The sequence below is a fragment of the Mycobacterium sp. pW045 genome (assembly GCF_041287085.1).
Lineage (GTDB): Bacteria > Actinomycetota > Actinomycetes > Mycobacteriales > Mycobacteriaceae > Mycobacterium > Mycobacterium algericum_A.
This window is the reverse complement of the sequence record NZ_JBGGKU010000008.1, coordinates 53593-80339: the sequence shown is the minus strand read 5'-3', so window position 1 is coordinate 80339 and position 26747 is coordinate 53593. Positions and strand designations below refer to the sequence as shown.

Annotated in this window: 26 protein-coding genes; 16 read left to right on the top strand and 10 right to left on the bottom strand. The window is 69.6% G+C overall.

The window, feature by feature from the left end:
* The first annotated feature begins 11 nt into the window (after positions 1 to 11).
* Positions 12 to 1406: a dihydrolipoyl dehydrogenase gene (lpdA, locus tag ACAG20_RS14375; RefSeq protein WP_370493019.1), complete on the top strand. Its 1395-nt coding sequence runs from the start codon at positions 12 to 14 to the stop codon at positions 1404 to 1406.
* Positions 1407 to 1502: 96 nt separating this feature from the next.
* Here the strand turns inward: lpdA and ACAG20_RS14370 are convergent, their stop codons facing one another.
* Genes ACAG20_RS14370 through ramB form a run of 3 tightly spaced genes read right to left on the bottom strand, consistent with a single transcriptional unit; the run spans position 1503 to position 4927 of the window.
* The gene (locus tag ACAG20_RS14370) at positions 1503 to 2957 is read right to left on the bottom strand and encodes a DUF92 domain-containing protein (protein ID WP_370493018.1); all 1455 of its coding nucleotides are present in this window, start codon (positions 2955 to 2957) and stop codon (positions 1503 to 1505) included.
* 6 nt (positions 2958 to 2963) lie between these two features.
* Positions 2964 to 3512, bottom strand: coding sequence for a carboxymuconolactone decarboxylase family protein (locus ACAG20_RS14365; RefSeq protein WP_112684140.1), 549 nt, complete (start codon positions 3510 to 3512; stop codon positions 2964 to 2966).
* A complete protein-coding gene (gene ramB, locus ACAG20_RS14360; RefSeq protein ID WP_370493017.1) occupies positions 3509 to 4927 on the bottom strand; it encodes an acetate metabolism transcriptional regulator RamB in 1419 nt (472 codons plus the stop codon). Before ramB ends, ACAG20_RS14365 begins: the two co-directional genes overlap by 4 nt.
* A gap of 85 nt (positions 4928 to 5012) precedes the next feature.
* Between ramB and ACAG20_RS14355 the strand changes: the two genes are divergently transcribed.
* The 3 genes from ACAG20_RS14355 to ACAG20_RS14345 all read left to right on the top strand — a co-directional run bounded on the left by ACAG20_RS14355 (position 5013) and on the right by ACAG20_RS14345 (position 8338).
* Positions 5013 to 5831: an acyl-ACP thioesterase domain-containing protein gene (locus ACAG20_RS14355; RefSeq protein ID WP_370493016.1), complete on the top strand. Its 819-nt coding sequence runs from the start codon at positions 5013 to 5015 to the stop codon at positions 5829 to 5831.
* A 280-nt stretch (positions 5832 to 6111) separates the two neighbouring features.
* Positions 6112 to 7398, top strand: coding sequence for an isocitrate lyase (gene aceA, locus ACAG20_RS14350; RefSeq protein WP_370493015.1), 1287 nt, complete (start codon positions 6112 to 6114; stop codon positions 7396 to 7398).
* 85 nt (positions 7399 to 7483) lie between these two features.
* Positions 7484 to 8338: a 3-hydroxybutyryl-CoA dehydrogenase gene (locus tag ACAG20_RS14345; RefSeq protein WP_370493014.1), complete on the top strand. Its 855-nt coding sequence runs from the start codon at positions 7484 to 7486 to the stop codon at positions 8336 to 8338.
* Here ACAG20_RS14345 and ACAG20_RS14340 read toward each other — a convergent pair.
* Positions 8332 to 9045 (bottom strand): TetR/AcrR family transcriptional regulator, encoded by a 714-nt coding sequence (locus tag ACAG20_RS14340; RefSeq protein ID WP_370493013.1) that lies wholly within the window; start codon positions 9043 to 9045, stop codon positions 8332 to 8334. The two genes, ACAG20_RS14345 and ACAG20_RS14340, sit on opposite strands and share 7 nt — an antisense overlap.
* Positions 9046 to 9183: 138 nt before the next feature.
* On the opposite strand from ACAG20_RS14340, the gene ACAG20_RS14335 reads away from it, so the two are divergent.
* From ACAG20_RS14335 to deoC, 6 genes are all read left to right on the top strand, one after another.
* On the top strand, positions 9184 to 10536 hold the full coding sequence (locus ACAG20_RS14335) for a DUF445 domain-containing protein (RefSeq protein WP_370493012.1): 1353 nt from the start codon (positions 9184 to 9186) through the stop codon (positions 10534 to 10536).
* Positions 10537 to 10623: 87 nt separating this feature from the next.
* The gene (locus ACAG20_RS14330; protein ID WP_112684147.1) at positions 10624 to 11016 is read left to right on the top strand and encodes a helix-turn-helix domain-containing protein; all 393 of its coding nucleotides are present in this window, start codon (positions 10624 to 10626) and stop codon (positions 11014 to 11016) included.
* Positions 11017 to 11071: 55 nt separating this feature from the next.
* Positions 11072 to 11713 (top strand): heparin-binding hemagglutinin, encoded by a 642-nt coding sequence (locus tag ACAG20_RS14325; protein ID WP_370493011.1) that lies wholly within the window; start codon positions 11072 to 11074, stop codon positions 11711 to 11713.
* A gap of 52 nt (positions 11714 to 11765) precedes the next feature.
* Positions 11766 to 12038, top strand: a complete 273-nt coding sequence (locus tag ACAG20_RS14320) for a DUF2516 family protein (RefSeq protein WP_112684149.1) — start codon at positions 11766 to 11768, stop codon at positions 12036 to 12038.
* Positions 12039 to 12043: 5 nt separating this feature from the next.
* A complete protein-coding gene (locus ACAG20_RS14315) occupies positions 12044 to 12448 on the top strand; it encodes a DUF2599 domain-containing protein (RefSeq protein ID WP_370493010.1) in 405 nt (134 codons plus the stop codon).
* Entirely contained in the window at positions 12448 to 13131 is a 684-nt protein-coding gene (gene deoC / locus ACAG20_RS14310) for a deoxyribose-phosphate aldolase (RefSeq protein ID WP_370493009.1), read from the top strand. Before ACAG20_RS14315 ends, deoC begins: the two co-directional genes overlap by 1 nt.
* 3 nt (positions 13132 to 13134) lie before the next feature.
* Here the strand turns inward: deoC and ACAG20_RS14305 are convergent, their stop codons facing one another.
* The 4 genes from ACAG20_RS14305 to ACAG20_RS14290 are packed head-to-tail and all read right to left on the bottom strand — an operon-like array spanning position 13135 to position 16304.
* The gene (locus tag ACAG20_RS14305) at positions 13135 to 13899 is read right to left on the bottom strand and encodes a DUF2993 domain-containing protein (RefSeq protein WP_370493008.1); all 765 of its coding nucleotides are present in this window, start codon (positions 13897 to 13899) and stop codon (positions 13135 to 13137) included.
* 9 nt (positions 13900 to 13908) lie between these two features.
* On the bottom strand, positions 13909 to 14952 hold the full coding sequence (locus ACAG20_RS14300; RefSeq protein WP_370493007.1) for a DUF2993 domain-containing protein: 1044 nt from the start codon (positions 14950 to 14952) through the stop codon (positions 13909 to 13911).
* Positions 14949 to 15773 (bottom strand): carbon-nitrogen hydrolase family protein, encoded by an 825-nt coding sequence (locus tag ACAG20_RS14295; protein WP_370493006.1) that lies wholly within the window; start codon positions 15771 to 15773, stop codon positions 14949 to 14951. Before ACAG20_RS14295 ends, ACAG20_RS14300 begins: the two co-directional genes overlap by 4 nt.
* A gap of 9 nt (positions 15774 to 15782) precedes the next feature.
* Positions 15783 to 16304: a DUF2505 domain-containing protein gene (locus tag ACAG20_RS14290; RefSeq protein ID WP_370493005.1), complete on the bottom strand. Its 522-nt coding sequence runs from the start codon at positions 16302 to 16304 to the stop codon at positions 15783 to 15785.
* 26 nt (positions 16305 to 16330) lie between these two features.
* Between ACAG20_RS14290 and ACAG20_RS14285 the strand changes: the two genes are divergently transcribed.
* On the top strand, positions 16331 to 17389 hold the full coding sequence (locus ACAG20_RS14285) for a UDP-N-acetylmuramate dehydrogenase (RefSeq protein WP_370493004.1): 1059 nt from the start codon (positions 16331 to 16333) through the stop codon (positions 17387 to 17389).
* 12 nt (positions 17390 to 17401) lie between these two features.
* A complete protein-coding gene (locus tag ACAG20_RS14280; protein ID WP_370493003.1) occupies positions 17402 to 18745 on the top strand; it encodes an Ig-like domain-containing protein in 1344 nt (447 codons plus the stop codon).
* On the opposite strand, the gene ACAG20_RS14275 is transcribed toward ACAG20_RS14280, so the two are convergent.
* Both ACAG20_RS14275 and ACAG20_RS14270 read right to left on the bottom strand, forming a co-directional pair.
* The gene (locus ACAG20_RS14275) at positions 18726 to 19508 is read right to left on the bottom strand and encodes an SDR family NAD(P)-dependent oxidoreductase (RefSeq protein WP_370493002.1); all 783 of its coding nucleotides are present in this window, start codon (positions 19506 to 19508) and stop codon (positions 18726 to 18728) included. The genes ACAG20_RS14280 and ACAG20_RS14275 overlap by 20 nt on opposite strands.
* Positions 19509 to 19577: 69 nt before the next feature.
* A complete protein-coding gene (locus tag ACAG20_RS14270) occupies positions 19578 to 22217 on the bottom strand; it encodes a PE family protein (protein WP_370493120.1) in 2640 nt (879 codons plus the stop codon).
* Between the two features lie 450 nt (positions 22218 to 22667).
* On the opposite strand from ACAG20_RS14270, the gene ACAG20_RS14265 reads away from it, so the two are divergent.
* Genes ACAG20_RS14265 through ACAG20_RS14250 form a run of 4 tightly spaced genes read left to right on the top strand, consistent with a single transcriptional unit; the run spans position 22668 to position 26604 of the window.
* Positions 22668 to 23936 (top strand): ROK family protein, encoded by a 1269-nt coding sequence (locus tag ACAG20_RS14265; RefSeq protein ID WP_370493001.1) that lies wholly within the window; start codon positions 22668 to 22670, stop codon positions 23934 to 23936.
* A 22-nt stretch (positions 23937 to 23958) separates the two neighbouring features.
* Positions 23959 to 25287, top strand: a complete 1329-nt coding sequence (gene mshA, locus ACAG20_RS14260; protein WP_370493000.1) for a D-inositol-3-phosphate glycosyltransferase — start codon at positions 23959 to 23961, stop codon at positions 25285 to 25287.
* Positions 25284 to 25811: a YbjN domain-containing protein gene (locus ACAG20_RS14255; protein ID WP_370492999.1), complete on the top strand. Its 528-nt coding sequence runs from the start codon at positions 25284 to 25286 to the stop codon at positions 25809 to 25811. Before mshA ends, ACAG20_RS14255 begins: the two co-directional genes overlap by 4 nt.
* A gap of 43 nt (positions 25812 to 25854) precedes the next feature.
* Positions 25855 to 26604, top strand: coding sequence for a phosphoglyceromutase (locus ACAG20_RS14250; RefSeq protein WP_112686053.1), 750 nt, complete (start codon positions 25855 to 25857; stop codon positions 26602 to 26604).
* Positions 26605 to 26747: the final 143 nt, after the last annotated feature.

The window sequence follows — 26747 nt, the reverse complement described above, 5'->3', positions numbered from 1 at the left end:
AGGGTGAGCGGGTGACCCACTATGACGTCGTAGTCCTCGGAGCCGGCCCCGGTGGTTATGTCGCGGCCATTCGCGCCGCCCAGCTGGGCTTGAACACCGCCATCGTCGAACCCAAATACTGGGGCGGGGTCTGTCTGAACGTCGGTTGTATCCCGTCGAAAGCGCTGCTGCGCAACGCCGAACTGGCACACATCTTCAACCGCGAGGCCAAGACCTTCGGGATCAGCGGCGAGGCCACCTTCGACTACGGCGCGGCGTTCGACCGCAGCCGCAAGGTCGCCGAGGGCAGGGTAGCCGGGGTGCACTTCTTGATGAAGAAGAACAAGATCACCGAGATTCACGGCTACGGCCGGTTCACCGACGCCAACACCCTGGCCGTCGAGCTCAACGAGGGCGGAACCGAGAACGTCACCTTCGACAACGCGATCATCGCCACCGGGTCCAGCACGCGACTGGTGCCGGGCACCTCGCTGTCGGCCAACGTGGTCACCTACGAGGAGTTGATCTTAAGCCGGGAGCTGCCGGGCTCGATCATCATCGCCGGGTGCGGGGCTATCGGCATGGAGTTCTCCTACATCCTGGCCAACTACGGCGTGGACGTCACCGTGGTGGAGTTCCTGGCCCGAGCGCTGCCCAACGAGGACGCCGACGTCTCCAAGGAGGTCGAGAAGCAGTTCAAGAAGCTGGGCGTGAAGATCCGCACCGGCACCAAGGTCGAGTCCATCAACGATGACGGTTCCGCCGTGACCGTCACCGTCAGCAAGGACGGCCAGAGCGAGGAGCTCAGGGCCGACAAGGTGTTGCAGGCCATCGGTTTTGCGCCCAACGTCGACGGCTACGGGCTGGAGGCCGCCGGGGTGGCGCTGACTGAGCGGCGCGCCATCGGCGTCGGGGAGTACATGCAGACCTCGGTGCCGCACATCTACGCCATCGGCGACGTCACCGGCCTGTTGCAGCTCGCGCACGTCGCTGAGGCGCAAGGCGTGGTGGCCGCCGAAACCATCGGCGGCGCCGAGACGATGTCGCTGGGTGACTACCGGATGATGCCGCGCGCCACCTTCTGCCAGCCGCAGGTGGCCAGCTTCGGCCTCACCGAGGAGCAGGCTCGCGCCGAGGGCTATGACGTGAAAGTGGCCAAGTTCCCCTTCACCGCCAACGGCAAGGCGCACGGGGCGGGTGACCCGAGCGGGTTCGTGAAGCTGATCGCCGACGCCCGCTACGGTGAACTGCTCGGCGGGCATCTGGTCGGCCACGACGTCTCCGAGCTGCTGCCGGAGCTCACGCTGGCGCAGAAGTGGGACCTGACCGCCGCCGAGCTGGCGCGCAACGTGCACACCCACCCCACCATGTCCGAGGCGCTGCAGGAGTGCTTCCACGGCCTGACCGGCCACATGATCAACTTCTGAGGTCTTGGTTCCACGTCACCCGTCACCTCGAGGCTGTGGTTGGCGCGGAGCTATCTCGTACTTTTGCGCGCTAACTACAGTCTCGGCGTTTTGAGGTCAGGGCATCAGCGCGAAAACCCCGCACCCGACCAGCATTCCGGTCAGGTTCGCACCGGCGTTGACGACGTCGTTGCCCACCCACCGCCACCCGGCGGACGGCTCGGTGGGGCGCCCGCAGTGCAGCGCGTCCTCCACGGTGGCCCCGCAGGATCCGCAGCGGAAGCGGGTCTGCACGGTGGCGCCGATCACGGTGTCCACCAGCGAGCCGGCGATACCGGCCGCCAACCCGACCGGCACCATCACCGGCCCGCCGAACAGGGCGCCGAACGCGCCCACCAGCAACGCGCCCAGCACCGTTGCGGCCGAACCCAGCGGTGACACCGCGCCGGAGGTGCCCTTGGGAACCCGGCCGCGCGTCCGCAGCGACAGCGGCTCGCGCCCGGAGAACCGCCCGATCTCCGATGCCCACGAATCGGCGATGCCGGCGGCGATACCGCCGATGGACACCGCGTACCACAGCGGGTCGCGGGTGAACGCGAACCCGATCACCGGTACCAGCACCGGAAGACCCGCGTTGACCGCCACCTGACTGATACCGCGCATGCCCGCGGCACGGCCGGGCCGGCGGTAGGCGGTGAGGACGCTGGTCAGCGAGAAGAACACCGCGGCCGGGATGATCCAGGCCCAGCCGCCCAGGCCGACGGCGACGCCGGCGATCAGGCCGCCGCAGAGTGCCCCGGGCAGATCCAGCCAGCGCATCCGGATCATGAACGGCACGATGGCGCAGCCGAATACCACCGCGGCCAGCCAGCGCAGCGCATCATCGGTCGACAGGTCACGCGCGACGTGCAACAGCAGCGCCACCCACGGCGTGATGAGCAGGTTGTCCGCCGCCGGCACCACCAGCAGCTCCACGGCCGCCGTTGACACCGCGACGAACAGCGAAACCGCCACCGCCATAAACGTATTCAGTTCAAGACCCACCCGGCAAAACACCCATGACACGGCGAACGCGATGGCCACGAACGCCACCGAGCCCTCCAGGGAGCGCACCCCGCCACCGGACGCCACCCGGTGTCTGCCGAACCGGTCCCCGACCAGGGCGGCACCCGCATCGGCCAGCCCCAGCACCACCACCCCGGTCGCGATCGCGACCCGATCCGGCCAGAATGCCAGCACCGCGATCAAGGCCCCGCCGGCGAACCCGACCAGCCCGTAGTCGCGGGAGCGGGTGCCGTCGAACACCCCCGGCACCGGAACCAGGCCACGCTCCACGATGAACGCCAACGCCACCGTCGCGGCGGCCAGCACACCTGCCACCACCGCTCCGTTGGTCAGCTCGAACGCGGCCGCGGCGGCGAACAGCCCGCACAACGCGTGCGGGATCTTACGGGTGACCAGCGGTCCAGCGCCCCGCCGCAGCAGCATCCGCCCGACCACGATCAGTACGGCGGCGATCGCCAGCGTTCCGCCCCCGGCGACGGCCAGATCGTGCCAAACGGTATCCGCCACGCAGTGCTACTCGTCGAAGTCCAGCGGCACCCGCAGTGCGCTCAAGGTGGCGGCCAGTGCGTCGTATTGGGATGTCAGCATCACGAATTCGATCAGCCGCGGACGATCCAGATGCTTCGACAACTCCGCCCAGGTGGCATCGGAGAGGGTGCGGGTGCCGACGAGTTCGTCAATCGCGGTCAGCATGGCGCGCTGGCGAGCGGTGAGCTCGTCGACACGGGGGCCGTCGGGGCCTTCGAAGATGCGCGCCTGGGTGTCGTCGTCGAGGCCGGCCGCACGGCCCATTCGGCGATGGTGCTGCAGTTCGTACTGGCTGTCACGCAGGTGGCCGACCCGCAGGATCACGAACTCGGTGTCGCGGGTGGACAGCTTGCCGCCCCGCATCAACATCCCGCCGAACGGCAGCCAGGACCACATCAATCGCCGGTGCTGGCCCAGCGTGGTGAACAGGTGCGCCCTTGGCACTTGCTGACGACGGGCGATGACTTTGCAGACCAGCCAGTTGGCGAGACCGAGGTCGCGCAGGCCGGGGGCTTCGGGGATGCGAGAGTTCACCGCTGTTGCTTTACCAGATACGGCGACACCGTGCTGCGGTGTTCGTTGAGATCAAGGTCACGGCCCAGCGCCGGGAACGCCCGTTGCGGGCAGTTGTCGCGTTCGCAGACCCGGCAGCCCGCCCCGATCGGGGTGGCGTTATCACCGTTGAGATCCAGTCCTTCGGAGTAGACCAGCCGGTGGGCCTGGCGCAGTTCGCAGCCCAGCCCGATAGCGAAGGTCTTGCCCGGTTGGCCCCAGCGCGACGCTCGGCGCTCGACGGTGCGCGCCACCCACAGGTACTTGCGGCCGTCGGGCATCTCCGCGATCTGCACGCCGATCTTGCCCGGGTTGCCGAACGTCTCGTAGACGTTCCACAGCGGGCAGGTACCGCCGCTGGAGGAGAAGTGAAAGCCGGTGGCCGACTGGCGTTTTGACATGTTTCCTGCGCGATCGACGCGGACGAAGGAGAACGGCACGCCGCGCATCGACGGCCGCTGCAGGGTGGAAAGGCGGTGGGCGATGGTCTCGTAGCTGACCCGGTAGAACGCCGACAGTCGCTCGATGTCGTAGCGGAACGTCTCGGCACTGTCGTGGAACTGCCCGTAGGGCAACACGATCGCCGCGGCGAAGTAATTGGCCAGCCCCAGCCTGGCCAGAGTCCGCGAGTCCTTCGAGGTGAACTTGCCCTCGTCGACCATCGCCGAGATCTGGTCGTCGAATTCCAGGTAGGCCAGCTCGGCGGCCATCTTGAAAACCCGCTGGCCCCAGGACAGGTGGGTGGAGATGTCCAGGGTCTTGGTCGTCGCGTCGTAGCGGTGCAGCACCGTGTCGCCCAGATCGATCCGGCGGTTGATGTGCACGCCGTGTACCTCGGTGAGCCGGTTGGCTAACTCGACGGCCAGCTCGCCCTGGTGCCGGCGCATCCGGGTGGCCAGCTGCTCGGCGGCGGTGTCGAGTTCGTGCAGGTAGTTCTGTCGCTGATAGAAGTAGTCGCGGACCTCTTCGTGCGGCATGGTGATCGCGCCGGTGCCGCTGCCGTCGGTGTAGCGCTCTTCGGTGGCCGCGGCGAGTTGGGCGGTGGTGATCCGGTAGCGGCGGTGCAGGTTGACCATCGCGCGGGCCAATTTGGGGTGGGCGCTGACCAATTCGGCCACCTCGGTCAGTGCGACGTCGATGTCCAGGTCGCGGTCCATGGTGACCTCGCGCAACTCGGCGACCAGCCGGGTGTCGTCCTGGGAGGCGAAGAAGGTGGCGTCGACCCCGAAGACCTCGGTAATGCGCAGCAGCACCGCCACCGTCAGCGGCCGGACGTCGTGCTCGATCTGGTTGAGGTAACTCGGTGAGATCTCCAACATCTGCGCCAGTGCGGCCTGACTGAACCCGCGCTCGCTGCGCAGCTGGCGCACCCGGGAACCGACGTAGGTCTTGGCCACGCCGCCGAGGTTACCCGTTGCGAAGGCCGCGTTCGCATTATTGGCATGGCATGATCGCTCAGGGAAATCTACGGGGAGCATCGCGATGCAGCAGACAGACGAGCCGACCGGTTTGGCCAAGGTTTTGATGCCGGTGCCCGACCCGCATCCCGATGTGTTCGACCGGCAGTGGCCGCTGCGAGTCGCCGACATCGACCGGGCCGGCCGGCTCCGGATGGACGCGGCTGCCCGGCACATCCAGGACATCGGCCAGGACCAGTTGCGCGAGGGCGGCTACCAGGAGACCCACCCACTGTGGATCGTGCGCCGCACGATGATGGACCTGATCCGCCCGATCGAGTTCCAGGACATGCTGCGGGTGCGGCGCTGGTGTTCGGGCACCTCCAACCGCTGGTGCGAGATGCGGGTCCGCATCGACGGGAAACGCAGCGGCGGGCTGATCGAATCCGAGGCGTTCTGGATCAACATCAACCGCGAGACGCAGGGCCCATCGCGCATCTCCGACGACTTCCTGGCCGGACTGAAACGCACCACCAGCGTCGACCGGTTGCGCTGGAAGGCCTACCTGAAAGCCGGTGACCGGGAGGACTCGGCCGAGATCCACGAGTACCCGATCCGGTTCACTGACATCGACCTGTTCGACCACGTGAACAACTCGGTGTACTGGAGCGTGGTCGAGGACTACCTGTCGAGTTACCCCGAACTGCTCGCGGCGCCGCTGCGAGTGACGCTGGAACACGACGCTGCCGTGGCGCTGGGCGACAAACTAGAGATCGTCTCGCATATTCACCCGGCTGGATCGACCGATCGCTTCGGCTCCGCACTGGCTGATCGTGCTGTTAGAACGCTCACATACGTCGTCGGCGAAGAGGTGAAAGCGCTCGCCGCGATCTTTCCGCTGTAACACGTTCTAGTCAGTACGGGCGTACTGCTAATACCCCGGTTGACCTGTGCGGATATGTTACCCGCCGGTAGCTTATTGCGTGCGCGCCACGACAGTGTGTCCCATAGATTCTTCGCAAACTTCGCATAACGCTCGTACTGTTTTGCCAAAGTTGGCAACGAAAACCAGTGGACCTGGGCTGATGTGCTGTGCCAAGGTCGCCTTAACACACCAGTGAATCCGTCGGGGTGTTTGGCAAATTCGAGAAGCGCCCGACGATCGCGACCCAGAAGGAGTAGCCATGTCGACCGTTGGCACGCCGAAGAGCCCCGAGCAGATCCAGCACGACTGGGACAACAACCCGCGCTGGAAGGGCGTCACCCGCACCTACTCGGCCGAAGACGTTGTCGCCCTGCAGGGCCACGTCGTCGAGGAGCACACCCTGGCCCGCCGCGGCGCCGAGGTGCTCTGGGAGCAGCTGCACGACCTGGACTACATCAACGCCCTCGGCGCGCTGACCGGCAACATGGCCGTCCAGCAGGTCCGGGCCGGCCTGAAGGCCATCTACCTGTCCGGTTGGCAGGTCGCCGGTGACGCGAACCTGAGCGGCCACACCTACCCCGACCAGAGTCTCTACCCGGCCAACTCGGTGCCGCAGGTGGTGCGCCGGATCAACAACGCGCTGCTGCGCGCCGACGAGATCGCCAAGGTCGAGGGCGACACCTCGGTGGAGAACTGGCTGGCCCCGATCGTGGCCGATGGTGAAGCCGGCTTCGGTGGCGCGCTGAACGTCTACGAGCTGCAGAAGGCGATGATCGCCGCGGGCGTCGCGGGTTCGCACTGGGAGGACCAGCTGGCCTCGGAGAAGAAGTGCGGCCACCTGGGCGGCAAGGTGCTGATCCCCACCCAGCAGCACATCCGCACGCTGACCTCGGCCCGGCTGGCCGCCGACGTGGCCGGCGTGCCGACCGTGGTGATCGCCCGCACCGACGCCGAGGCCGCCACGCTGATCACCTCCGATGTCGATGAGCGCGACCAGCCGTTCATCACCGGTGACCGGACCGCCGAGGGCTTCTACCGGGTGCGCAACGGCCTGGAGCCGTGCATCGCGCGGGCCAAGGCCTACGCCCCTTACGCCGACCTGATCTGGATGGAGACCGGCACGCCGGACCTGGAGCTGGCCCGTAAGTTCGCCGAGGGCGTCAAGGCCGAGTTCCCCGACCAGATGCTGGCCTACAACTGCTCGCCGTCGTTCAACTGGCGCCAGCACCTCGACGACGACACCATCGCCAAGTTCCAGAACGAGCTGGGTGCGATGGGCTTCAAGTTCCAGTTCATCACGCTGGCCGGCTTCCACGCGCTGAACTACTCGATGTTCGATCTGGCCCACGGCTACGCCCGCAACCAGATGAGTGCCTACGTCGAGCTGCAGGAGCGCGAGTTCGCCGCCGAGGAGCGGGGCTACACCGCCACCCGCCACCAGCGCGAGGTCGGTGCCGGCTACTTCGACCGGATCGCCACCACCGTCGACCCGACGTCGTCGACCACGGCGCTGGCCGGCTCCACCGAAGAGGGGCAGTTCCACTAATCTGCCGAGCAGACACGAAAGCCCCTTGGCACCGACGTGTCGAGGGGCTTTTGTGTCTGTTCGCCGTACCAACGCAAGGAGTGCTGTGTCGATCCAACGAGTGGGTGTCATCGGAGCCGGGCAGATGGGCGCCGGCATCGCCGAGGTGTCGGCGCGCGCCGGCGTCGGCGTCAAGGTCTTCGAAACCACCGACGCCCTGGTCACCGCCGGCCGCAACCGGATCGTCAAGTCGCTGGAGCGCGGGGTGAGCGCGGGCAAGATCACCGAACGCGAGCGCGACGACGCCGTGGCCAACCTGACCTTCACCACCGACCTGGGCGAGCTGGCCGACCGGCAGCTGGTCATCGAGGCCGTCATCGAAGACGACGTCGTGAAGTCCAAGATCTTCGCCGAACTGGACCGGGTGATCACCGACCCGGACGCGGTGCTGGCGTCGAACACCTCCTCCATTCCGATCATGAAGATCGCCGCGGCCACGGCTAACCCGCAGCGGGTGCTGGGACTGCACTTCTTCAACCCGGTGCCGGTGCTGCCGCTGGTGGAACTGGTCAGCACGCTGGTCACCGACCCCGCTGCCGCCGACCGCACCGAGCAGTTCGCCAGCGCGGTGCTGGGCAAGCAGGTGGTGCGCTGCTCGGACCGCTCCGGCTTCGTGGTGAACGCCCTGCTGGTGCCCTACCTGCTGTCGGCGGTGCGCATGCTGGAGTCCGGTTTCGCCACCGTCGAGGACATCGACAAGGCCATCGTCGCCGGGCTCTCGCACCCGATGGGCCCGCTGCGGCTGTCCGACCTGGTCGGCCTGGACACCCTCAAGCTGATCGCGGACAAGATGTATGAGGAGTTCAAGGAGCCGCTCTACGCCGCGCCGCCGCTGCTGCTGCGCATGGTCGAGGCCGGCCAGCTCGGCAAGAAGTCCGGGCGGGGTTTTTACACCTACTGAGCCTGGGCGGTCCGCCGCCAGGGCAACATCGGCGACGGGTGCGGCCCGGCCCTGAATTTCTCCAGCGACCCGCCCACTTCGACGATGCCGCACAACGCATTCCAGCTCAGCATCGTCAGGTAGTCGATCAGGTCGTCGGCGCTCATCCGCGGGTCCAGCAGCCACGAGTGGGTGGCCAGCTGCACCCCGCCGACGATCATGTAGGCCCACGGCTCGACCCCCTGGGTGTCCATGCCGACCACATTCATCCGACGGCGCAGCATCACCGCGAGCATCCGGGCGATGATGCGCTCGGAGTCGGCGATCACCTTGCTCTTGGACGCCGAGCTGTTGGCCATCACGAACCGGTACGGCTCGGGCTCGTTGGCCACCGTCTGCACGTACACCCGGATGATCTCGCGGACGAGGTCGAAGCCGTCCAGATTCGCCGACAACGCCGCCGCCATATTGGGGATCAGGGTGGTCTGCGCGAAGCGCATCATCACCGCGGTGGTCAGGTCGTTCTTGTCGACGAAATAGCGGTAGAGCACCGTCTTGGACACCCCGACCTCGGCGGCGATCTCGTCCATGCTCACGTACCGGCCCCGGCGCCGGATCGCCTCGATCGTGCCGTCGATCAGGTCGTTTCGGCGGTCGACCTTGTGCTGGTGCCAACGCCGCTTTCGACCATCGGTCTTGGCGGTGCCGGCCCTAGGCTGCTCTGCCACTATCGCGGATTCCCATTCACTAGACGTATTAGATAATACGGCGCGGTCCAGCAAACTTCGCGAGCCGGTAACAGTTACCGGCGGTTTAGCGAGGCTCGACGCCGAAGCTGGAATCGCCGCATATACCGAGCGGCAAAGATGGCGGATGATGGTGACGTGGTGCATCGAGACAACCGCCCGACGTGGCCGGGTGCTGCACGGACGGTGCAGTCGCTGGCAGAGTCCTTCGCAGACGCCGATCCGGCCGCCGACGCGGTACGGCTGCGCGATCTGCGCCGGATGAAGGTGGTCGCGCTGAGCTTTCTGCTCGGCGCGACCGTCGTCTTCCTGCTGTGCCGGTGGGCGCAGGCAGACGGCACCGCGTCGACCTGGGTGGGTTATGTCGGCGCCGCCGCCGAGGCCGGCATGGTGGGCGCCCTGGCGGACTGGTTCGCGGTCACCGCGCTGTTCAAGCACCCGCTGGGAATTCCGATCCCGCACACCGCAATCATCAAACGCAAGAAGGACCAACTCGGTGAGGGCCTGGGCACCTTCGTGCGGGAGAACTTCCTGTCACCGCCGGTGGTGGAGACCAAGCTGCGCGACGCGCAGGTCGCCGGGCGGCTGGGCAAGTGGCTCTCGGAGCAGGCGCACGCCGAGCGGGTGGCCGCCGAGACCGCGACCGTATTGCGGGTGCTCGTCGAACTGCTGCGAGACGAAGAGGTCGCATACGTCATCGACCGGATGATCGTGCGGCGCATCGCCGAGCCGCAGTGGGGTCCACCGGTCGGCCGGATGCTGGGCACCCTGCTCGCCGAGCATCGGCAGGAGGCGTTGATCCAGTTGCTGGCCGACCGGGCCTTCCAGTGGTCGCTCAACGCCGGCGAAGTCATCCAGCGGGTGGTGGAGCGCGACTCGCCCACCTGGTCGCCGCGGTTCATCGACCATCTGGTCGGCGACCGGATCCACCGCGAGTTGATGGACTTCACCGACAAGGTGCGCCGCAACCCCGACCACGAACTGCGCCGCAACGCGACCCGGTTCCTGTTCGAGTTCGCCAACGACCTGCAGTACGACGCGGCCACCATCGCCAAAGCGGACTCGGTCAAGGACCAGGTGATGGCGCGCAAAGAGATCGCCAAAGCGGCGGCGACGGCGTGGGCGACCCTCAAGCGGTACGTGCTCGAGGGGGTCGACGACCCGACGGGCGCGCTGCGCACCCGCGTCGCCGCCGCGGTGGTGCAGATCGGTGAGTCGCTGCGGGACGACGTCGAGTTGCGCGACAAAGTGGACAACTGGATCGTCCGCGCCGCGCAGCACCTGGTGGCCCAATACGGGGTGGAGATCACCGCGATCATCACCGAAACCATCGAGCGCTGGGACGCCGCGGAGGCCAGCCGGCGCATCGAACTGCACGTCGGGCGTGACCTGCAATTTATCCGGATCAACGGAACCGTGGTGGGTGCGCTGGCGGGGCTGGGGATCTACGCCATAGCTCAACTTATGTTCTGACCTGCGCTAGCAGGTGCTTGCAAAAGTTAGCACTAGGCCGTATCGTGGCATTTGTCAGCAGTCGTAAGTCCACGAAAGGGGTCCCCGGTGTCGCAGGATGAAAACCTCGCCGCCGTCGTCTCCACGGCCGCGGCGGACATCGGCAGCTTCATCCGGGCGCAGCGCGAAGCCGCGCAGGTGTCCATGCGGCAGCTGGCCGACAAGGCCGGGGTCAGCAATCCCTACCTCAGCCAGATCGAGCGCGGGTTGCGCAAGCCCTCCGCTGACGTCCTCAATCAGATCGCCAAGGCCCTGCGGGTCTCCGCCGAGGTGCTCTACATCCGGGCGGGAATCCTGGAACCCGGCGAGAAGAGCGAGGTCCGCGACGCCGTCATTTCGGACGCGGCGATCACGGAACGGCAAAAGCAGGTTCTGCTCGACATCTACAGCTCCTTCGTCCAGCAGAACGAAGCCGACGGTGAGGAGACGACACCTGCCTGATCATCCTTCGTCCTCCTGACCGACAAGCCAGAAACCCAACCGAAAGGAAACAGACATGGCCGAGAACCCGAACATCGACGAACTGAAGGCCCCGCTGCTCGCCGCAATCGGCGCCGCCGACCTGGCCCTGGCCACCATGGCCGACCTCGTTGCCACCCTGCGCGACCGCGCCGGCGATGCCCGCGAGGACGCCACCAGCCGGGTCGAGGAGAGCCGTGCGCGGCTGAACAAGTTGCAGGAGGAGCTGCCCGAGCAGTTCGCCGAGCTGCGCGAGCGCTTCACCGCCGACGAGCTGCGCAGGGCGGCCGAGGGCTACGTGGAGGCCGCCAGCGGCCGGTACGCCGATTTGGTGTCCCGCGGTGAGGCCGCCCTCCAGCGACTGCGCAACCAGTCCGGCCTCGATGACGCCTCGGCGCAGGTTGAGGGTTACGTCGACCAGGCCGTCGAGCTGACCCAGGAGGTGCTGGGCAACGTCGCGACCCAGACCCGCGAGGTCGGCGAGCGCGCCGCCAAGCTGGTCGGCATCGAACTGCCCCAGAAGGAGGAGGCCAAGACGGCTTCCCCGGCGGCTGGAGCCAAGAAGGCTGCCCCGGCTGGTGGCGCCAAGAAGGCTGCCCCGGCCGGCGGGGCCAAGAAGGCTGCCGCCAAGAAGGCCCCGGCCAAGAAGGCTCCGGCCAAGAAGGTCACCCAGAAGTAAACGCAGTTCGACGCCAAGGACGGTATCCGCATAGGCTTGCAGCGTGGTCGCTATGAGCCTGGTGGGTATCGTCCTTGGCGTTTTGCAGCTTGTCGTGTTCGCGACCGCCGTGTACGCGTTCGTCCACGCGGCGATGCAGCGCGCCGATGCTTACACCGCCGCCGACAAGCTCACCAAGCCGGTATGGCTGGTGATCCTCGGGGTGTGCGGCCTGTTGGCGCTGGTGCTGCAGGTGATGGGCATGGCGATCGCCGCCTGCGCGGCCGGGGTCTACCTGGTCGATGTGCGGCCCCGATTGCTCGAGGTTCAAGGCAAGTCTCACTAGCGGCGATGTTGCGTTCGATCCTGTGCGCGGCCCTGGCGGCCGCAGTGGTCGTTGCGGCGCCGGCCGCCGCCGAGACCGTGGCGTTCGTCGACCGCACCGAGTGGGTGAGTTACTCGGGCGGGTCGGGACTGGTCAGCCTGCGGGTGTATCCGACGCCGGCCGGCCGGGCCGCGGCGGCGCGGGTGGACGCCGCGGCCGAGGGGGAGCAGGCCTGGCGCGAAGTGCTCGCCGCCGCCCCCGAGGCCGACACCGTCAGCATGCGCGACCAGTTCCGCTGCCACTGGAACTATGCCGAGTTCGCCCGGCCCGGCAAGACCAGCTGGAACCTGGAGCCGTGGCGGCCCGTCGTCGACGGTGTGGCGATGCTCGAATCCGGCTGTAACCCCGGCGCCGCGGAAGAGGCCTTCTGATGTCTGCTCACCGGTGGGACCGTGCGCGGGTGGCCGCACTTGTCGACCACACCCTGCTCAAGCCCGAAGCCACACCCCAGCAGGTCGTCGCCCTCGTCGCCGAAGCCGCCGAACTCGGTGTCGCCGCGGTGTGCGTCTCGCCGTCGATGGTGGCCGTCGCCGCGGCGGCCAATCCGGCCGGCGTCCGGATCGCCGCGGTCGCGGGCTTCCCGTCCGGCAAGCATCTGCCGGTGGTCAAAGCGCAGGACGCGGCGCTGGCCGTGGCGGCCGGGGCGACCGAGATCGACATGGTCATCGACGTCGGCGCGGCGGCGGCGGGCGACTTCACCGCGGTGGGTGCCGACGTCGGCACGGTGCGGGCCGCCGCGCCCGACGCCGTGCTCAAGGTGATCGTGGAGTCCGCGGCGCTGTTGGAGTTGGCCGGTGAGGACACCCTGGTCGCCGCCTGCCGCGCCGCCGCAGACGCCGGCGCGGATTTCGTCAAGACCTCCACCGGGTTTCACCCGGCCGGCGGGGCGTCGGTGCGCGCGGTGAGGCTGATGGCCGACACCGTCGGCGGCAGCCTCGGCGTCAAGGCCAGCGGGGGCATCCGCAGCGCCGACGATGCGCTGGCGATGCTGGACGCCGGGGCGACCCGGCTGGGACTGTCGGGCACCCGGGCAGTGCTCGACGGGCTGGGCTAGCGTTTACAGCCTCGCGAAGCACTGGCTCGACGACGACGCCGGGATAGTGGCGTTCCGCGTCGAAAACTTCACCACCACACCGGAATCGGTGACCTGCGAGCTGTCGATATGGATCCCCAGCGGCAGGTCGCCGGTCACCTTGCCGGTGAGGTCATCGAGGTTGCGCTGCACGGTCTCGCTGTCCAGGTCCTTGCCCAGCGCCTCAAGCTCCACCACCTCCAGGTGCAAGCCGTTGTCGACGATCTGCGGCTTGACGGTGGCACGGTTGAGCAGGCCCTTGAGCTCGACGGTGCCGGCGTCCGGATCGGTGCTGACCTTGCCGGTGACGATGCTGCCGATCACCGGGACCACATCCTGAATCGACTGCTTGATGCCGTCCGCCGGCCAGGTGATGGTGCCGTCCAGCGACCCGATGGAGCCTTTGGAATCAGCGCTCTTCTGCACGTGGACGTCGCGGATGTCCAGGTCCAGCTGCATGCCCTTGGCTTTGCGGATCTGGTTGCCAGCGGTCTGCACCGAGATGTGCGGATAGTCGCCCCGCAAGTACTGGGCCAGCACCGGCGGATCGGAGGCGAACGACACCGTGGCGCTGTCCTCCGCTTCGCACTGGACCGCGTCTGCGACCAGGCTCTTGGCCCGGTGCGTCGCATAGGCCTGTCCGCCGAACAACGCGACCACCGCCACGACCAGCAGCACTGTCAGTGCCAGCAGCACTGCCGGCAGGCCGGTGAACCGATGCTTGTGATTAGCTGCCCCGGATGTGCTCATCACTGCAGGTTACAGGTGGGCAAAGCAGGGGTCGTCGCTCCGCGGGATGGCGGCGTCCCGGCTGGAGAACCGCGCCACCACGCCGGTGTCGGTGACCTCGATGCTGTCGGCGCGCACGCCGAGCGGGTAACGCTTCGTCAGTTCCCGGGCGAATCGGTCCAGCTCCGGCTGGATCGATTCGCGCGGCAGGGTCAGCGCGCCCAGGCCGGTGAGTTTCTGCACCTGCAGCGACAGGGCACCGTTGACCACCTCGGGCTTGACCACGACGGTGGCCAGGCCGAACGCGCCCTTGAGCTCCACGGTGCCGTCCTGGGCATTGGTCTTCAGATCCGAGACCAGGTTGCCCAGCAGCGGGACCATCGACTGGACGGTCTCCTTGATACCGGCCGACGGCCAGGTCAGGGTGGCGTCCAGCGCGCCGATGGTGCCCTTGGAGTCGCCGGTGCCGTGCAGGTCGACGTCGAAGATGTTGAGGTCGGCCGTCATCTGCTTGGCGTCTTTGACCTGGTTGCCCGCGGTGTGGATGGAGATGTTGGTGTAGTTGCCGGTGAAGTGCTGCCACAGGAACGGCGGCGTCACCCCGAACGACACCGTGGCCTTGTCGTGCACCACGCACTCGGTGGCCTTGGCCACCTTGTTGTCGGCGATCCGGCGGGCGATCAGTTCCGCGCCGATCAAACCGGCCAGTGCCAGTGCGATCACCGTGACGAAGATCAGGACCAGGGCCAGCGGATCGCGCAGCAACCTGGCCGGCCGGTGATCGCCGGCCGGGGTCTTGATGACGGTGGTGGGCGGCTCACCGGCCGGCGGCGGCGAAACCGGCGGTGCGGCCGGCGGCGGGCCCGGTGGCGGCGGCGCGGGCGCGGCGGGCGCGCTGGGAATCCGGGTGGTGGGTTCGTCGCGCTGCCCGCCGACCGGCATCTGCCGGGTCGGTGAGGCGGACGGCTCCGGCGGGGGCGGGGGTTTGCCCTGGCCGGGCTGCTGCTCGGGCTGGCCGCTGGGGCGCGCCCAAGGTGACTGGTCACCGTGGGGAGGTCCGGGCGGATTGCTCACCCGCGCGATTCTGCCTTACCGACCTGAACGAAGTCGGCACGGTTGCTCAACACGGCCAGCGTTCGGCGCGCCGTGGTGACCACGTCGAGGTCGATGTCGCAGACCAGCAGCTGCGGGGCCGCCTCGGCCGACGCCACCGCCTCACCCCACGGGGAGGCGACCAGGCTGTGACCCACCCCGGTCGGTGCGCCGGAGGAATCTGCCGGGCCGTCGGCGCCGGGAAAGGCCTGCCCGACGGCGGCGACGTAGCTGGTGGAGTCCAGCGCGCGGGCGCATGCCAGCAGTTCCCACTGCCGCAGTTTCCCCGGCCCCGCCCCCCAGGACGCGCACACCGCGATCAGCTGCGCACCGCGGTCGGCGAGTTCGGTGTACAGCGCCGGGAACCGGATGTCATAGCAGGTGGACAGGCCGACGCCCACGCCCTCGACGTCGATCACTACCGGATCGAACCCCGGTGCGACCGTGCGCGATTCGGTGAAACCGAACGCGTCGTACAGGTGAATCTTGTGATAGTGCGCGTCGGTTCCGGGCCCGGTGGCCAGCAGCGTGTTTCTGACCCGCCCGTCGTCGGCTGGGGTGAACATCCCCGTGATGACGGTGACGCCGGCCCGGTCGGCGATCTCGCGCACCCGGGTTGCCCAGGGTCCGTCGAGCGGTTCGGCGACCGGGCCCAGCGGCACTCCGAACCGGCACATCGCGGCTTCCGGGAACAGCACCAGCTGCGCGCCCTGTCCGGCGGCGCGCTCGGTGTAGTCGGCCACCAGCTCCAGGTTGGCGGCCGGGTCGGTGCCGCTCAGAAGCTGCGCACACGCAATCCGCATGACGCCAGCTTATTCCGGCCGGGGCGCGCCGCCGTGGCGCAGCCACGTCGAGGTGAACCGTTGCTCGGCGGCCACCAGCTCGGCCAGCTGGGCGCCGATGAAGCTTTCGATCTTGCCGCCCACCAGCGGGATGTCGACCTGCACCGTCGCCGTCAGCGTCAGCTCACAGCCCCCGCCGGCCGGTTCGAGCGCCGCCTCCCCGGACAGCTTGGCCGGTGCGCCGACGATCTTGCCGGTGACCTCCGCGCGCGCCCTGCCGTCACGCACCGGACGCCACCTCTCGTGGCGTGTCACATTCAGGTCGCCGGGGTGGAACTGCGCCGCCAGCGCGGGCAGCTTGTCCCGGTGTATGCCCTGCGTGGTGACCACGTCGACACCGCCGTCGGCGTCGACGGCCATCGAGTCCAGCGCCACCGTGTCGGCGCCGGAATCGGCGAGTCGGGCCAGCCAGTACCGCTCCTCGGCGAATGCGGCATACACCTGTTCGACGCCCGCCGGATAGTGCGCGGAGAGCGTGAATGTACGCGGCATAGCTGGTCAGGCTACCGTTACCGGCCGTGGCGGGTTCTGAGTTCGCGGGCGCGCGTGTCGCCGAGGCGGTGCCGTTGGCGCCGTTGACCACCCTGCGGGTCGGGCCGGTCGCCCGACGCGTCATCCGCTGCGCCGATACCGAGCAGATCGTGGCGACCCTGGGCGCCCTGGACCGCGACGGCGTCCGCCCGCTGCTGCTGTCCGGCGGTTCCAATGTGGTGATCGCCGATGACCTGACCGACCTGACCGTGGTGCTGCTGGCCAGCGACACCATCGAGATCGACGGCAATCTGCTGCGGGCCCAGGCCGGTGCGGCCTGGGACGACGTGGTCGCCGCCGCCGTCGCCGCCGGGCTGGGCGGGCTGGAATGCCTGTCGGGTATCCCCGGATCGGCCGGGGCCACCCCGGTGCAGAACGTCGGGGCTTACGGCGCGGAGGTCGCCGACACCTTGACCCGGGTGCTGTTGCTGGACCGCAGCACCGGCAGCGTGCGCTGGACACCGCCCGCGGAGTTGAACTTCGGGTACCGCACCAGCGTGCTGAAGCACTCGGATGCCGCCGTGGTGCTGGAGGTGGAATTCGAGCTCGACCCCGCCGGGCGCAGCGCGCCGCTGCGCTACGGCGAGCTGGCCACCGCGCTGGGCGCCGGTGACGGCGACCGTGCTGACCCGGCCGAGGTACGTGCCGCGGTGCTCGCGCTGCGGTCCGCCAAAGGCATGGTGCTCGACGCGGCTGACCACGACACCTGGAGTGTGGGCTCGTTCTTCACCAATCCCGTTGTGCCCCATGATTCCTACCGTCAGATCGCTGAATGTCAGGCCGGCCCGGTTCCGCACTGGGACGCGCCCGGCGGGGTGAAGCTGGCGGCCGGCTGGCTGGTGGAGCGCGCCGGATTCGGCAAGGGCTACCCGGGCGAGGGTGCGGTCGCGCGACTGTCCAGCAAGCATGCGCTGGCGCTGACCAACCGGGGCGGGGCGACCACCGGCGACGTGCTGAGCCTGGCGCGCACCGTGCGCGACGGGGTCCACGACACGTTCGGCATCATCTTGCACCCGGAGCCGGTGCTGGTGGGTTGCGCGCTGTAATCAACATCGCAGGTGGTCAGGCGATTCCGGCCGGTATCTTGGGATGGCGTGAACGTGACCCGGCGGAAGGCTCTGGCGGCGCTGGCGGCCGGTGTGCTGGCGCCGCAGGCGCTGGCGGGTTGTTTCGGCCGGGCCGGCAACAGCGCCGACAACGCGCCGCCGGCGGTGCCCGCCCTGTCCTTCGAGCCCCCCGTCGGCCAGACCGACGTGCTGCCGACCGCCGAGGTCACTGTCACGGTCTCCGACGGCTGGTTCCAGCGGGTGGCACTGACCAGCCCGGCCGGCAAGGTGCTCAGCGGAACCTTCAACCGGGACCGCACCCGCTACACCGTCACCGAGCCGTTGGGCTATGACGCCGTCTACACCTGGAGCGGGTCGGTGGTGGGCCACGACGGCAACGCCGTGCCGGTCGCCGGCACGGTCACCACGGTGACCCCGAGTGCGATCATCGACGGCGGCTTCCAGTTGGCCGACGGGCAGACGGTCGGCGTCGCGGCGCCGGTGATCCTGCAGTTCGACGGGCCGATCAGCGACAAGGCGGCCGTCGAGGAAGCCCTGACCATCACCACCGAGCCGCCGGTGGAGGGCAGTTGGGCCTGGTTGCCTGACGAGGTGCAGGGTGCCCGGGTGCACTGGCGCAGCCGCGACTACTTCCCGGCCGGCACCACGGTCAACGTCGACGCCAAGCTCTACGGCCTGGCGTTCGGCGACGGCGCCTACGGCGCCCAGGACATGTCGCTGCAATTCTCGATCGGCCGCCGTCAGGTAGTGAAAGCCGAAGTCTCCTCGCATCGCATCCAGGTGGTGCGCGACGAGGGCGTCATCATGGATTTCCCGTGCAGCTACGGCGAAGGCGACCAGGCCCGCAACGTCACGCGCAACGGCATCCACGTGGTCACCGAGAAATACGCCGACTTCTACATGTCCAACCCGGCCGCCGGCTACCACAACATCCATGAGCGGTGGGCGGTCCGGATCTCCAACAACGGCGAGTTCATTCACGCCAACCCGGCCAGCGCGGGGGCCCAGGGCAACACCAACGTCACCAACGGGTGTATCAACTTGTCGACCGAGGACGCCGAGCAGTACTTCCACAGCGCCATCTACGGCGACCCGGTCGAGGTGACCGGCAGTTCGATCCAGCTGTCCTACTCCGACGGCGACATCTGGGACTGGGCGGTGGACTGGGACACCTGGGTCTCAATGTCCGAGCTGTCGGGCTCGTCGACTTCCGGGCCGCCGCGCACCTCGCTGCCCAGCACCGCACCGGCCACCCCGACCGACGCCCCGACGCTGTCGGGTACCCCCACGACACCGACGACGAGGGCGCCGGCGACTACCCGTCCCGGCGGATAGCCCTGGTTGCAGAGGCCTGGTCGCGCGGGCGGATCACGATCTGGTCCAGGTCGACGTGCGGGGGACGGGAGGCCACGAACCCGATCACGTCGGCGATGTCGGCGGCGGTCAACGGGGTCAAGCCCGCATACACCGCGTCGGCGCGCTCGCGATCACCGTCGAAGCGCACCAGCGAGAACTCCGTTTCCACCATGCCGGGGGCGATCTCGGTGAGCCGCACCGGTTTTCCCAACAGTTCGCCGCGTAGCGTGCGGTGCAGCGCACTCTGGGCGTGTTTGGCGGCGGTGTAACCGGCGCCGCCGTCGTAGATCTCGAAGGCCGCGATCGAGGTGACGGTGATGATCAGGCCGTCGCCGGAGGCGATCAGCCCGGGTAGCAGCGCGCGGGTCACCTGCAGCGTGCCCAACACGTTGGTCTCCCACATCCACCGCCAGTGCTCGAGGTCCGCTTCGCTGACCGGCGCCAGGCCCAGGGCGCCGCCGGCGTTGTTGACCAGCACGTTGATCGAGCCCGAGAGCGAGTCGCAGACCCGGTCGCACTCCTCGGCCAGCGCGGCGACCGCGGCCTGATCGGAGACGTCGGCCACGACCGCGGTGCCGCCGATCTGCTCGGCCAACGCGCTGATCAGGTCAGCGCGACGAGCCACGGCGATCACGTGAAAGCCTTGCCCGGCAAGGGTTCTCGCGGTCGCCTCACCAATCCCCGAGCTGGCCCCGGTGACCACGGCGATTCGTTGCGCGGCTTGCTGATGGGGTTGCGTCATTGCTCCAACTCTAGGAGCCCGCCGGTGATGCTTCACCCCGCTCGACGTGAGCCGGCTCACCCGTTGGTACTAGGGCGCGGCTACCGGCGGAGGACCATGCCCGCCGCTTCCGCCGCTTCCGCCGGCTTCGCCGGCAGCGGGGTGCCCATCGTGCCCCGGCTCGCCGATGCTAATGACGGACGCCAGCGGCACGGACGCGAAATTATCACCGCCGTTACCACCGCGACCGCCGTCGCCGCCCGCACCGGCCGCTCCGCTTCCCGAACCGGCGTCGCCACCGTCGCCACCCCGACCGCCGTCACCGCCGTAGCCACTGGTCGCCGAGGAGTCGGAGCCGGCGGCGCTCGCACCGCCGCGGCCGCCGGAACCTCCGTTGCCGCCGTCACCGTTGTGCAGGGTTCCCGCTCCGCCGTTGCCGCCGTTGCCGCCGTTGCCGCCCTGACCGCCGTCCCCGGCGACGACGGGAGCCGAGCCGGTGACCGAGTTCTCCCCTCCGGTACCGCCTTGGCCGCCGTCCCCGCCGGCACCGCCGGTGATCCCAGCCCCGCCGTGTCCTCCATTGCCCCCGCTCCCGCCGGCGGGCGCGGGTTCGGCACTGCTGGCATCCGGGCCGGGGGCGCCCCTGCCGCCGTGTCCGCCGGCCCCGCCATCACCGTGGCTGCCGCCGTTGCCGCCGTTGCCGCCGTTGCCGCCGGCGTTGCCGCCGCCGGCAGGGCTCCAGCCGTTGCCGCCCTGCCCGCCGTTGCCCACGGTGCCGGCTGGGGCGGAACCGTCGGCGCCGTCAGCCGCCCGGGTGTGGCCATCGCCGCCGATCCCACCGGCACCACCGCCGCCCGTCGCACCGAGATCGCCGCCGTTTCCGCCGTTTCCACCGCCGGGATGCGTGCTGATGCCGGTGGCGCCGTTCCCGCCGTCACCGGGTAGCCCGCTGTTCCCGCCGTTGCCCCCGGCTCCGCCGGCCCCGTCAGCGCCCGCATCGCCGGCTCCGAGAACCTGTCCGGCGGCCCCGCCGTCGCCGCCTGCCCCACCGTTGCCGGCGTCGCCGCCGTTACCACCGTCGCCGCCGCTGCCGTCGGTACCCGCCCCGAACGCGCCCTGGGCACCGGTAGCTCCGGTGCCGCCGTTACCGCCGGCGCCGCCGTTGCCACCGGCTCCGCCGTTACCGGCATTACCGGAGATCGATCCGCTGTCACCACCGGCTCCGCCGTGTCCGCCGGATCCGCCGCCCATGCCGGCGCCACCGTGGACGTCGGCGGCATCGCCGGCCCTACCGTGACTACCGGTGCCGCCGTGCCCGCCGTCACCCCCGTTGCCGCCGTCGCCGTGATCGCCGCCGGTGCCGCCGTGGCCGCCGTTGCCGCCGTCGGCGGCACCGATGCCGTGGCCGCCGTGGCCGCCGTCGCCCCCGTTCCCGGAGGCACCCGCCTGCAGCGACGAGCCGTCCGCACCGGTGTCGCCATCGGTGGCGCCGTCGCCGCCGGCGCCACCGACACCGGCGAGGCTCGCGGCATCCCCGCCGACTCCGCCCGCGCCGCCGTCACCGCCGCCGGCAACGCCGTGACCCCCGTTGCCGCCGGCGCCCCCATGGCCACCTGCCGCGGCGTTCCCGCCGGCACCACCGCTCCCGCCGTCACCGTCGGTACCTGCCGACTGCAGGCCGAAGAATCCGGCCGCTCCGCCCTTGCCGCCGGCACCACCGACCCCGCCGTTGCCACCAGCCCCGCCGTCGGCGCCGTTGCCGCCGGCACCGCCGTTGCCGCCGAGCCCGTCGTTGATGCTCGGGTCGGTGACCGTGAAGCCGGCGCCGCCGGCGCCGCCGCTACCGCCGAGACCGCCGTCGCCGCCGGTTCCACCGCCGCCGCCGTTGCCGCCGTCCCCGGCGGTGCCGAACAACCCGGCTGCCCCGCCGTTGCCGCCGATCCCGCCCTTGCCGCCGACCCCGCCGCTGCCGCCGGCAGTGCCGTGTCCGCCGTTGCCGCCGGCGGCGCTGATGTCGGTTCCGGCGGCACCGGCCTCGCCCATCACCCCGGCGGTGCCGGTCGCGCCGGCGCCACCCGCGCCGCCCGCACCGCCGTCGCCGGCGTCACCGAACAAGAAGCCGGCCGCTCCGCCGGTACCACCCGCACCGCCGTCTCCACCGGACACGCCGGCGGCACCGGCGCCACCGTCACCGCCGTTGCCGATCAACCAGCCACCGGCACCACCGTCGCCACCGGCACCGCCGTCGCCGGCCGCATCCAGCGCGCCCAGCCCGCCCATGCCGCCGTTGCCCAACAGGCCACCGTCCCCGCCGGCGCCCACCGCGTAGCCACCGTCGGTGACCCCGCCGTGGTAGCCCGCACCGCCGTCACCGAACAGCCAACCGCCATCGAAACCATCGAGGTGAGCTGCCGTGCCGTCAGCCCCGTTCGCGATCATCGCCCCCAAGCCCAGCGCCTCACTGAGTTGGTTGAGGCCGGCCAGGATCGGGTCATCGGCGGCGATCCAGGCCTGCATGCCCTCGTGCAGCGGCAGCCAGATGGCCTGAACCCACTGCGAAACCGTCTCCTCGAGGCCGGCCAGCGGGGTCACCGCCATCGCGCCCAGCTCCCAGGAGGCTTCGGCGATGCCCGGGTCGAAACCGAAGACGCCCGCGACACTGTCGAGGACAGTGGCGATGACTTCGTCGAATGGATCGGCCTGCGCGGCCGGCGCGGACCACGGGGACATCCCCAGGGCCAAGAATGCTCCCACCGCCGTGCCGGCAGCCGCTCCGGCGCGTCGGGCCCGCCGGATTCCGGCGTGGCCTGAACGGTTTGTGCACCCGGGGTTGCGGCGACCAGCCATCGTTACCACGCCTCCTTGCGTACAGCTCACGGAAATATGATGTAAATCACATCTGTTCTCAAGGTAGCCCTCGTCGGGCCCGGGTACGGCTGGAATTTGCAAATCCGTCAATACCGGGGCCGTCGGCTCGCCCCCGGTGGTCGTGATACATTTTCCGGCTATGTACCGCAGTGCCCGCTATCTGACGGCGGTCTGTCGCCTCGCCCACGGCGCGTGTTGTCGCCGCGCATGTTGCTGCGCTTGACCCGCTGCGAGTAGCGCTCCTTGAGGAGAGTTCGCCGGGTCTCAGCTGCAGCCAGCCCCCATCGGACTCTGGTAGACAAGGACCACAGCGTGCGCACTTCCCTCACCTCCGTCTCTCATCACCGCCCCCGCTCGCATCCGCGTGTGGTGGCTCCGTCGCTGCAATTGCCGGACAACGCAGGCGCCGCGGTTTTCGCCGCCGTTCGGCAGCGCGGCCCGATCGCACGTGAGGCCATCGCCGGTGCCACCTCACTGAGCGTCGCCACCGTCAATCGACAGGTCAGTGCATTGCTGGAGGCCGGGCTGCTGCTCGAGCGCGCCGACCTGGCGACCTCCGGGGCGATCGGACGACCGCGCCGGCCGGTGGTGGTCAACCACGAGCCGTTCCTGGCGCTGGGTCTGCACATCGGGGCCAAGACCACCAGCATCGTGGCCACCGACCTGCTCGGGCGCACCCTGGACGTCGTCGAGATCCCCACCCCGGCCAACGGTGCGGCGCCGGCGCTGGCGTCACTGGCCGCCAGTGCCCGCCGCTATCTGACCCGCTGGAGCAAGCGGCGCCCGCTGTGGGTCGGGGTGGCGACCGGCGGGGCGGTGGACGGCGCCACCGGCTACGTCGATCACCCGCGGCTGGGCTGGACGGCCGCACCGGTCGGGCCGGTGCTGGCCGAGGAACTGCGCCTGCCGGTGTCGGTGGCCTCTCACGTCGACGCAATGGCCGGCGCCGAACTGTTGCTGGGGGTGCGGCGCCCGGTCGCGGACAGCTCCACCAGCCTCTACGTGTACGCCCGTGAGACGGTCGGCTACGCGCTGGTGATCGGCGGGCGGGTGCACAGTCCGGCCAGTGGTCCGGGGACCATCGCCGGCCTGCCGGTGTCCTCGGAGCTGCTCGGTGGCTCCGGTCAGCTGGAATCCACTGTCAGCGACGAGGCGGTGCTGGCCGCGGCCCGTCGGCTGCAGATCCTGTCCGCCGGAACCGGCGCCGCGTCGGCCGCGGTGACCGGCCTGGTGCGGGAGGCGCGGGCCGGCGACGAGCGGGCGACCGCGCTGCTGACCGAACGGGCCCGGGCGCTCGGCGAGGCCGTCGCGTTGCTGCGCGACGTTCTCAACCCCGACGACCTGGTGGTCGGCGGCCAGGGCTTCACCGAATACCCGGAGGGCATGGTCGAGGTGGAGCGGGCGATTGCGGAGCGCTCGGTGCTGGCCGGCCGCACCATCCGAGTCACCGCGTTCGGCAACCGGGTCCAGGAGGCCGGCGCCGGCACGGTGTCGCTGGGCGGGCTGTACGCCGATCCGGTCGGCGCGATGCGCCGCTCGCGCGGACCCGCCGTAGCGGCGGTCCCGGAAGTGCCCGCCTGAGCAGAACTGCAAAGATGACGGGGTGGGGCGAGGAATCGGAACCGATGTGCGCCGGGTAGCGGTGCTGTCGGTACACACCTCGCCGCTGGCCCAGCCCGGCACGGGTGACGCCGGGGGGATGAACGTCTACGTGCTGCAGAGCGCGCTGCACCTGGCCCGCCGCGGGGTGGCCGTGGAGATCTTCACCCGGGCCACGTCATCGGCCGACCCGCCGGTGGCCCATGTCGCCCCCGGTGTGCTGGTGCGCAACGTGGTGGCCGGCCCGTTCGAAGGCCTGGACAAGAACGACCTGCCCACCCAGCTGTGCGCGTTCGCCGCGGGGGTGCTGCGCGCCGAGGCGGCCCACGAGCCCGGCTACTACGACGTGGTGCACTCGCACTATTGGCTCTCCGGTCAGGTCGGCTGGCTGGCCGCCGACCGCTGGGCGGTGCCGCTGGTGCACACCGCGCACACCCTGGCCGGGGTGAAGAACGCCGCGCTTGCCGTCGGGGACAGCCCCGAACCGCCGTTGCGGGCGGTCGGTGAGCAGCAGGTGGTCGACGAGGCGGACCGGTTGATAGTCAACACCGACGACGAAGCGCAGCAACTCGTCGCGCTGCACCGGGCCGACCCGGACCGAATCGACGTGGCACATCCCGGCGTCGACCTGGAGGTCTTTCGCCCGGGGGACAAGCAGCAGGCCCGCGCCGCGCTGGGACTGTCACCGGGCGAGCCGATCGTGGCGTTCGTCGGGCGCATCCAGCCGCTCAAGGCCCCCGACATTCTGCTGCGGGCGGCAGCCGCGCTGCCCGGGGTGCGCGTGGTGGTGGCCGGTGGCCCGTCGGGCAGCAGCGGGCTGGCCGCACCCGGCGGTCTGGTTCGGCTGGCCGGGGAACTGGGTATCAGCGATCGCGTGACGTTCCTGCCGCCGCAGTCCCGGGAGAATCTTGCCGCGTTGTTCCGGGCCGCCGATCTGGTGGCGGTGCCGAGCTACTCCGAATCATTCGGCCTGGTCGCCCTGGAAGCGCAGGCCTGCGGAACGCCGGTGGTGGCCGCGGCGGTCGGCGGATTGCCGGTGGCGGTGCGCGACGGCGTCACCGGGGCGCTGGTCGCCGGACACGACATCGACCAGTGGTCGAGCGCGATCGGCGGCCTGCTGCGGCTGGGTTCCGGGCCGCGCGGCTGGGCGATGCGCCGGGCCGCGGTCGCCCACGCGGCGACGTTCTCCTGGGAGCGCACCGTGGATGCCCAGCTGGCCAGCTACACCACCGCGATCGAAGAGTTCGCCGCGGCGCGCGGTGAGCGGATGCGGGTGGTCGGGTCGCCGCGGCGGCCCCGGCGCTGGCCGGCGCGACACGGGGCCCGGGCGTGAACCGCAGCAGCGATGTCCGGCAGCTCATCGAGGACACCCTGCAGGGCGCCGAGCTGACCTATTCGGAATTCCCGGGCTCACACGGCGGGCTGCCCGGGCTGGTCGTCGAACTTCCCGGCGAGCGCAAGCTCAAGACCAACACGATCCTCAGCGTCGGGGAGCACTCCGTGCGCGTCGAGGCGTTCGTCTGCCGCAAGCCCGACGAGAACCACGCCGGGGTCTACCGGTATCTGCTCAAGCGCAACCGCCGGCTCTACGGGGTGGCCTACACGCTGGACAACCTCGGCGACATCTACCTGGTCGGCCGGATGGCGCTGGCCACGGTGACCGCCGACGAGATCGACCGGGTGCTCGGGCAGGTGCTCGAAGCCGTCGACTTCGACTTCAACACCTTGCTGGAGTTGGGATTCGCCTCCTCCATCCAGAAGGAGTGGGAGTGGCGGGTCTCCACCGGCCAGTCGCTGAAGAACCTGCGGGCCTTCGAGCATTTGATCGACCAGGACGGCAAGGACGACGACGACTAGGACGACGACGAGTGACCCCGGAGCCCGTGAGACACTGACGCCCATGTCTGACACTGCCACGCTGGTGCTGCTGCGCCACGGCGAGAGCGAATGGAACGCCAGCAACCAGTTCACCGGCTGGATGGACGTCAACCTGACCGACAAGGGCCGCACCGAGGCGGTGCGCGCCGGTCACCTGCTCGTCGAGCACGATCTGCTGCCCGACGTGGTCTACACCTCGCTATTGCGCCGGGCGATCACCACCGCCAACCTGGCACTGGACGCGGCCGACCGGCACTGGATTGGCGTACACCGCACCTGGCGGCTCAACGAACGCCACTACGGCGCGCTGCAGGGCCTGGACAAGGCCGCGACCAAGGCCCGCTACGGCGACGAACAGTTCATGACGTGGCGGCGCAGCTACGACACCCCGCCGCCGCCGATCGAGCCGGGCAGCCGCTACAGCCAGGACACCGACCCCCGCTACGCCGACATCGGCGGCGGCCCGCTGACCGAATGCCTGGCCGACGTGGTGGCGCGTTTCCTGCCCTACTACACCGACGTCATCATCCCGGAGCTGCGCTCGGGCAAGACCGTGCTGATCGCGGCGCACGGCAACTCGTTGCGGGCCCTGGTGAAGTACCTCGACGGCATGTCGGATGAGGCCGTGGTGGGTTTGAACATCCCCACGGGCATCCCGCTGCGTTATGACCTGGACTCCGAGCTGCGTCCGAAGCTGGCCGGCGGCGTCTACCTGGACCCGGAGGCGGCCGCCGCCGGAGCGGCCGCGGTGGCCAGCCAGGGCGCCAAATAGCGGCGTTCCTGCGGCGGTCCCAGCTTCACCTCTCCTGCGTCGAGCCTCGCTGAACCGCCGGCCCGGCTCGTCCAGTGTGAATTCCGGGTGGAAATCCGGTGAAATCTTCGCCCTGAATTCACGTTCGGCGCACGTCATGGTCG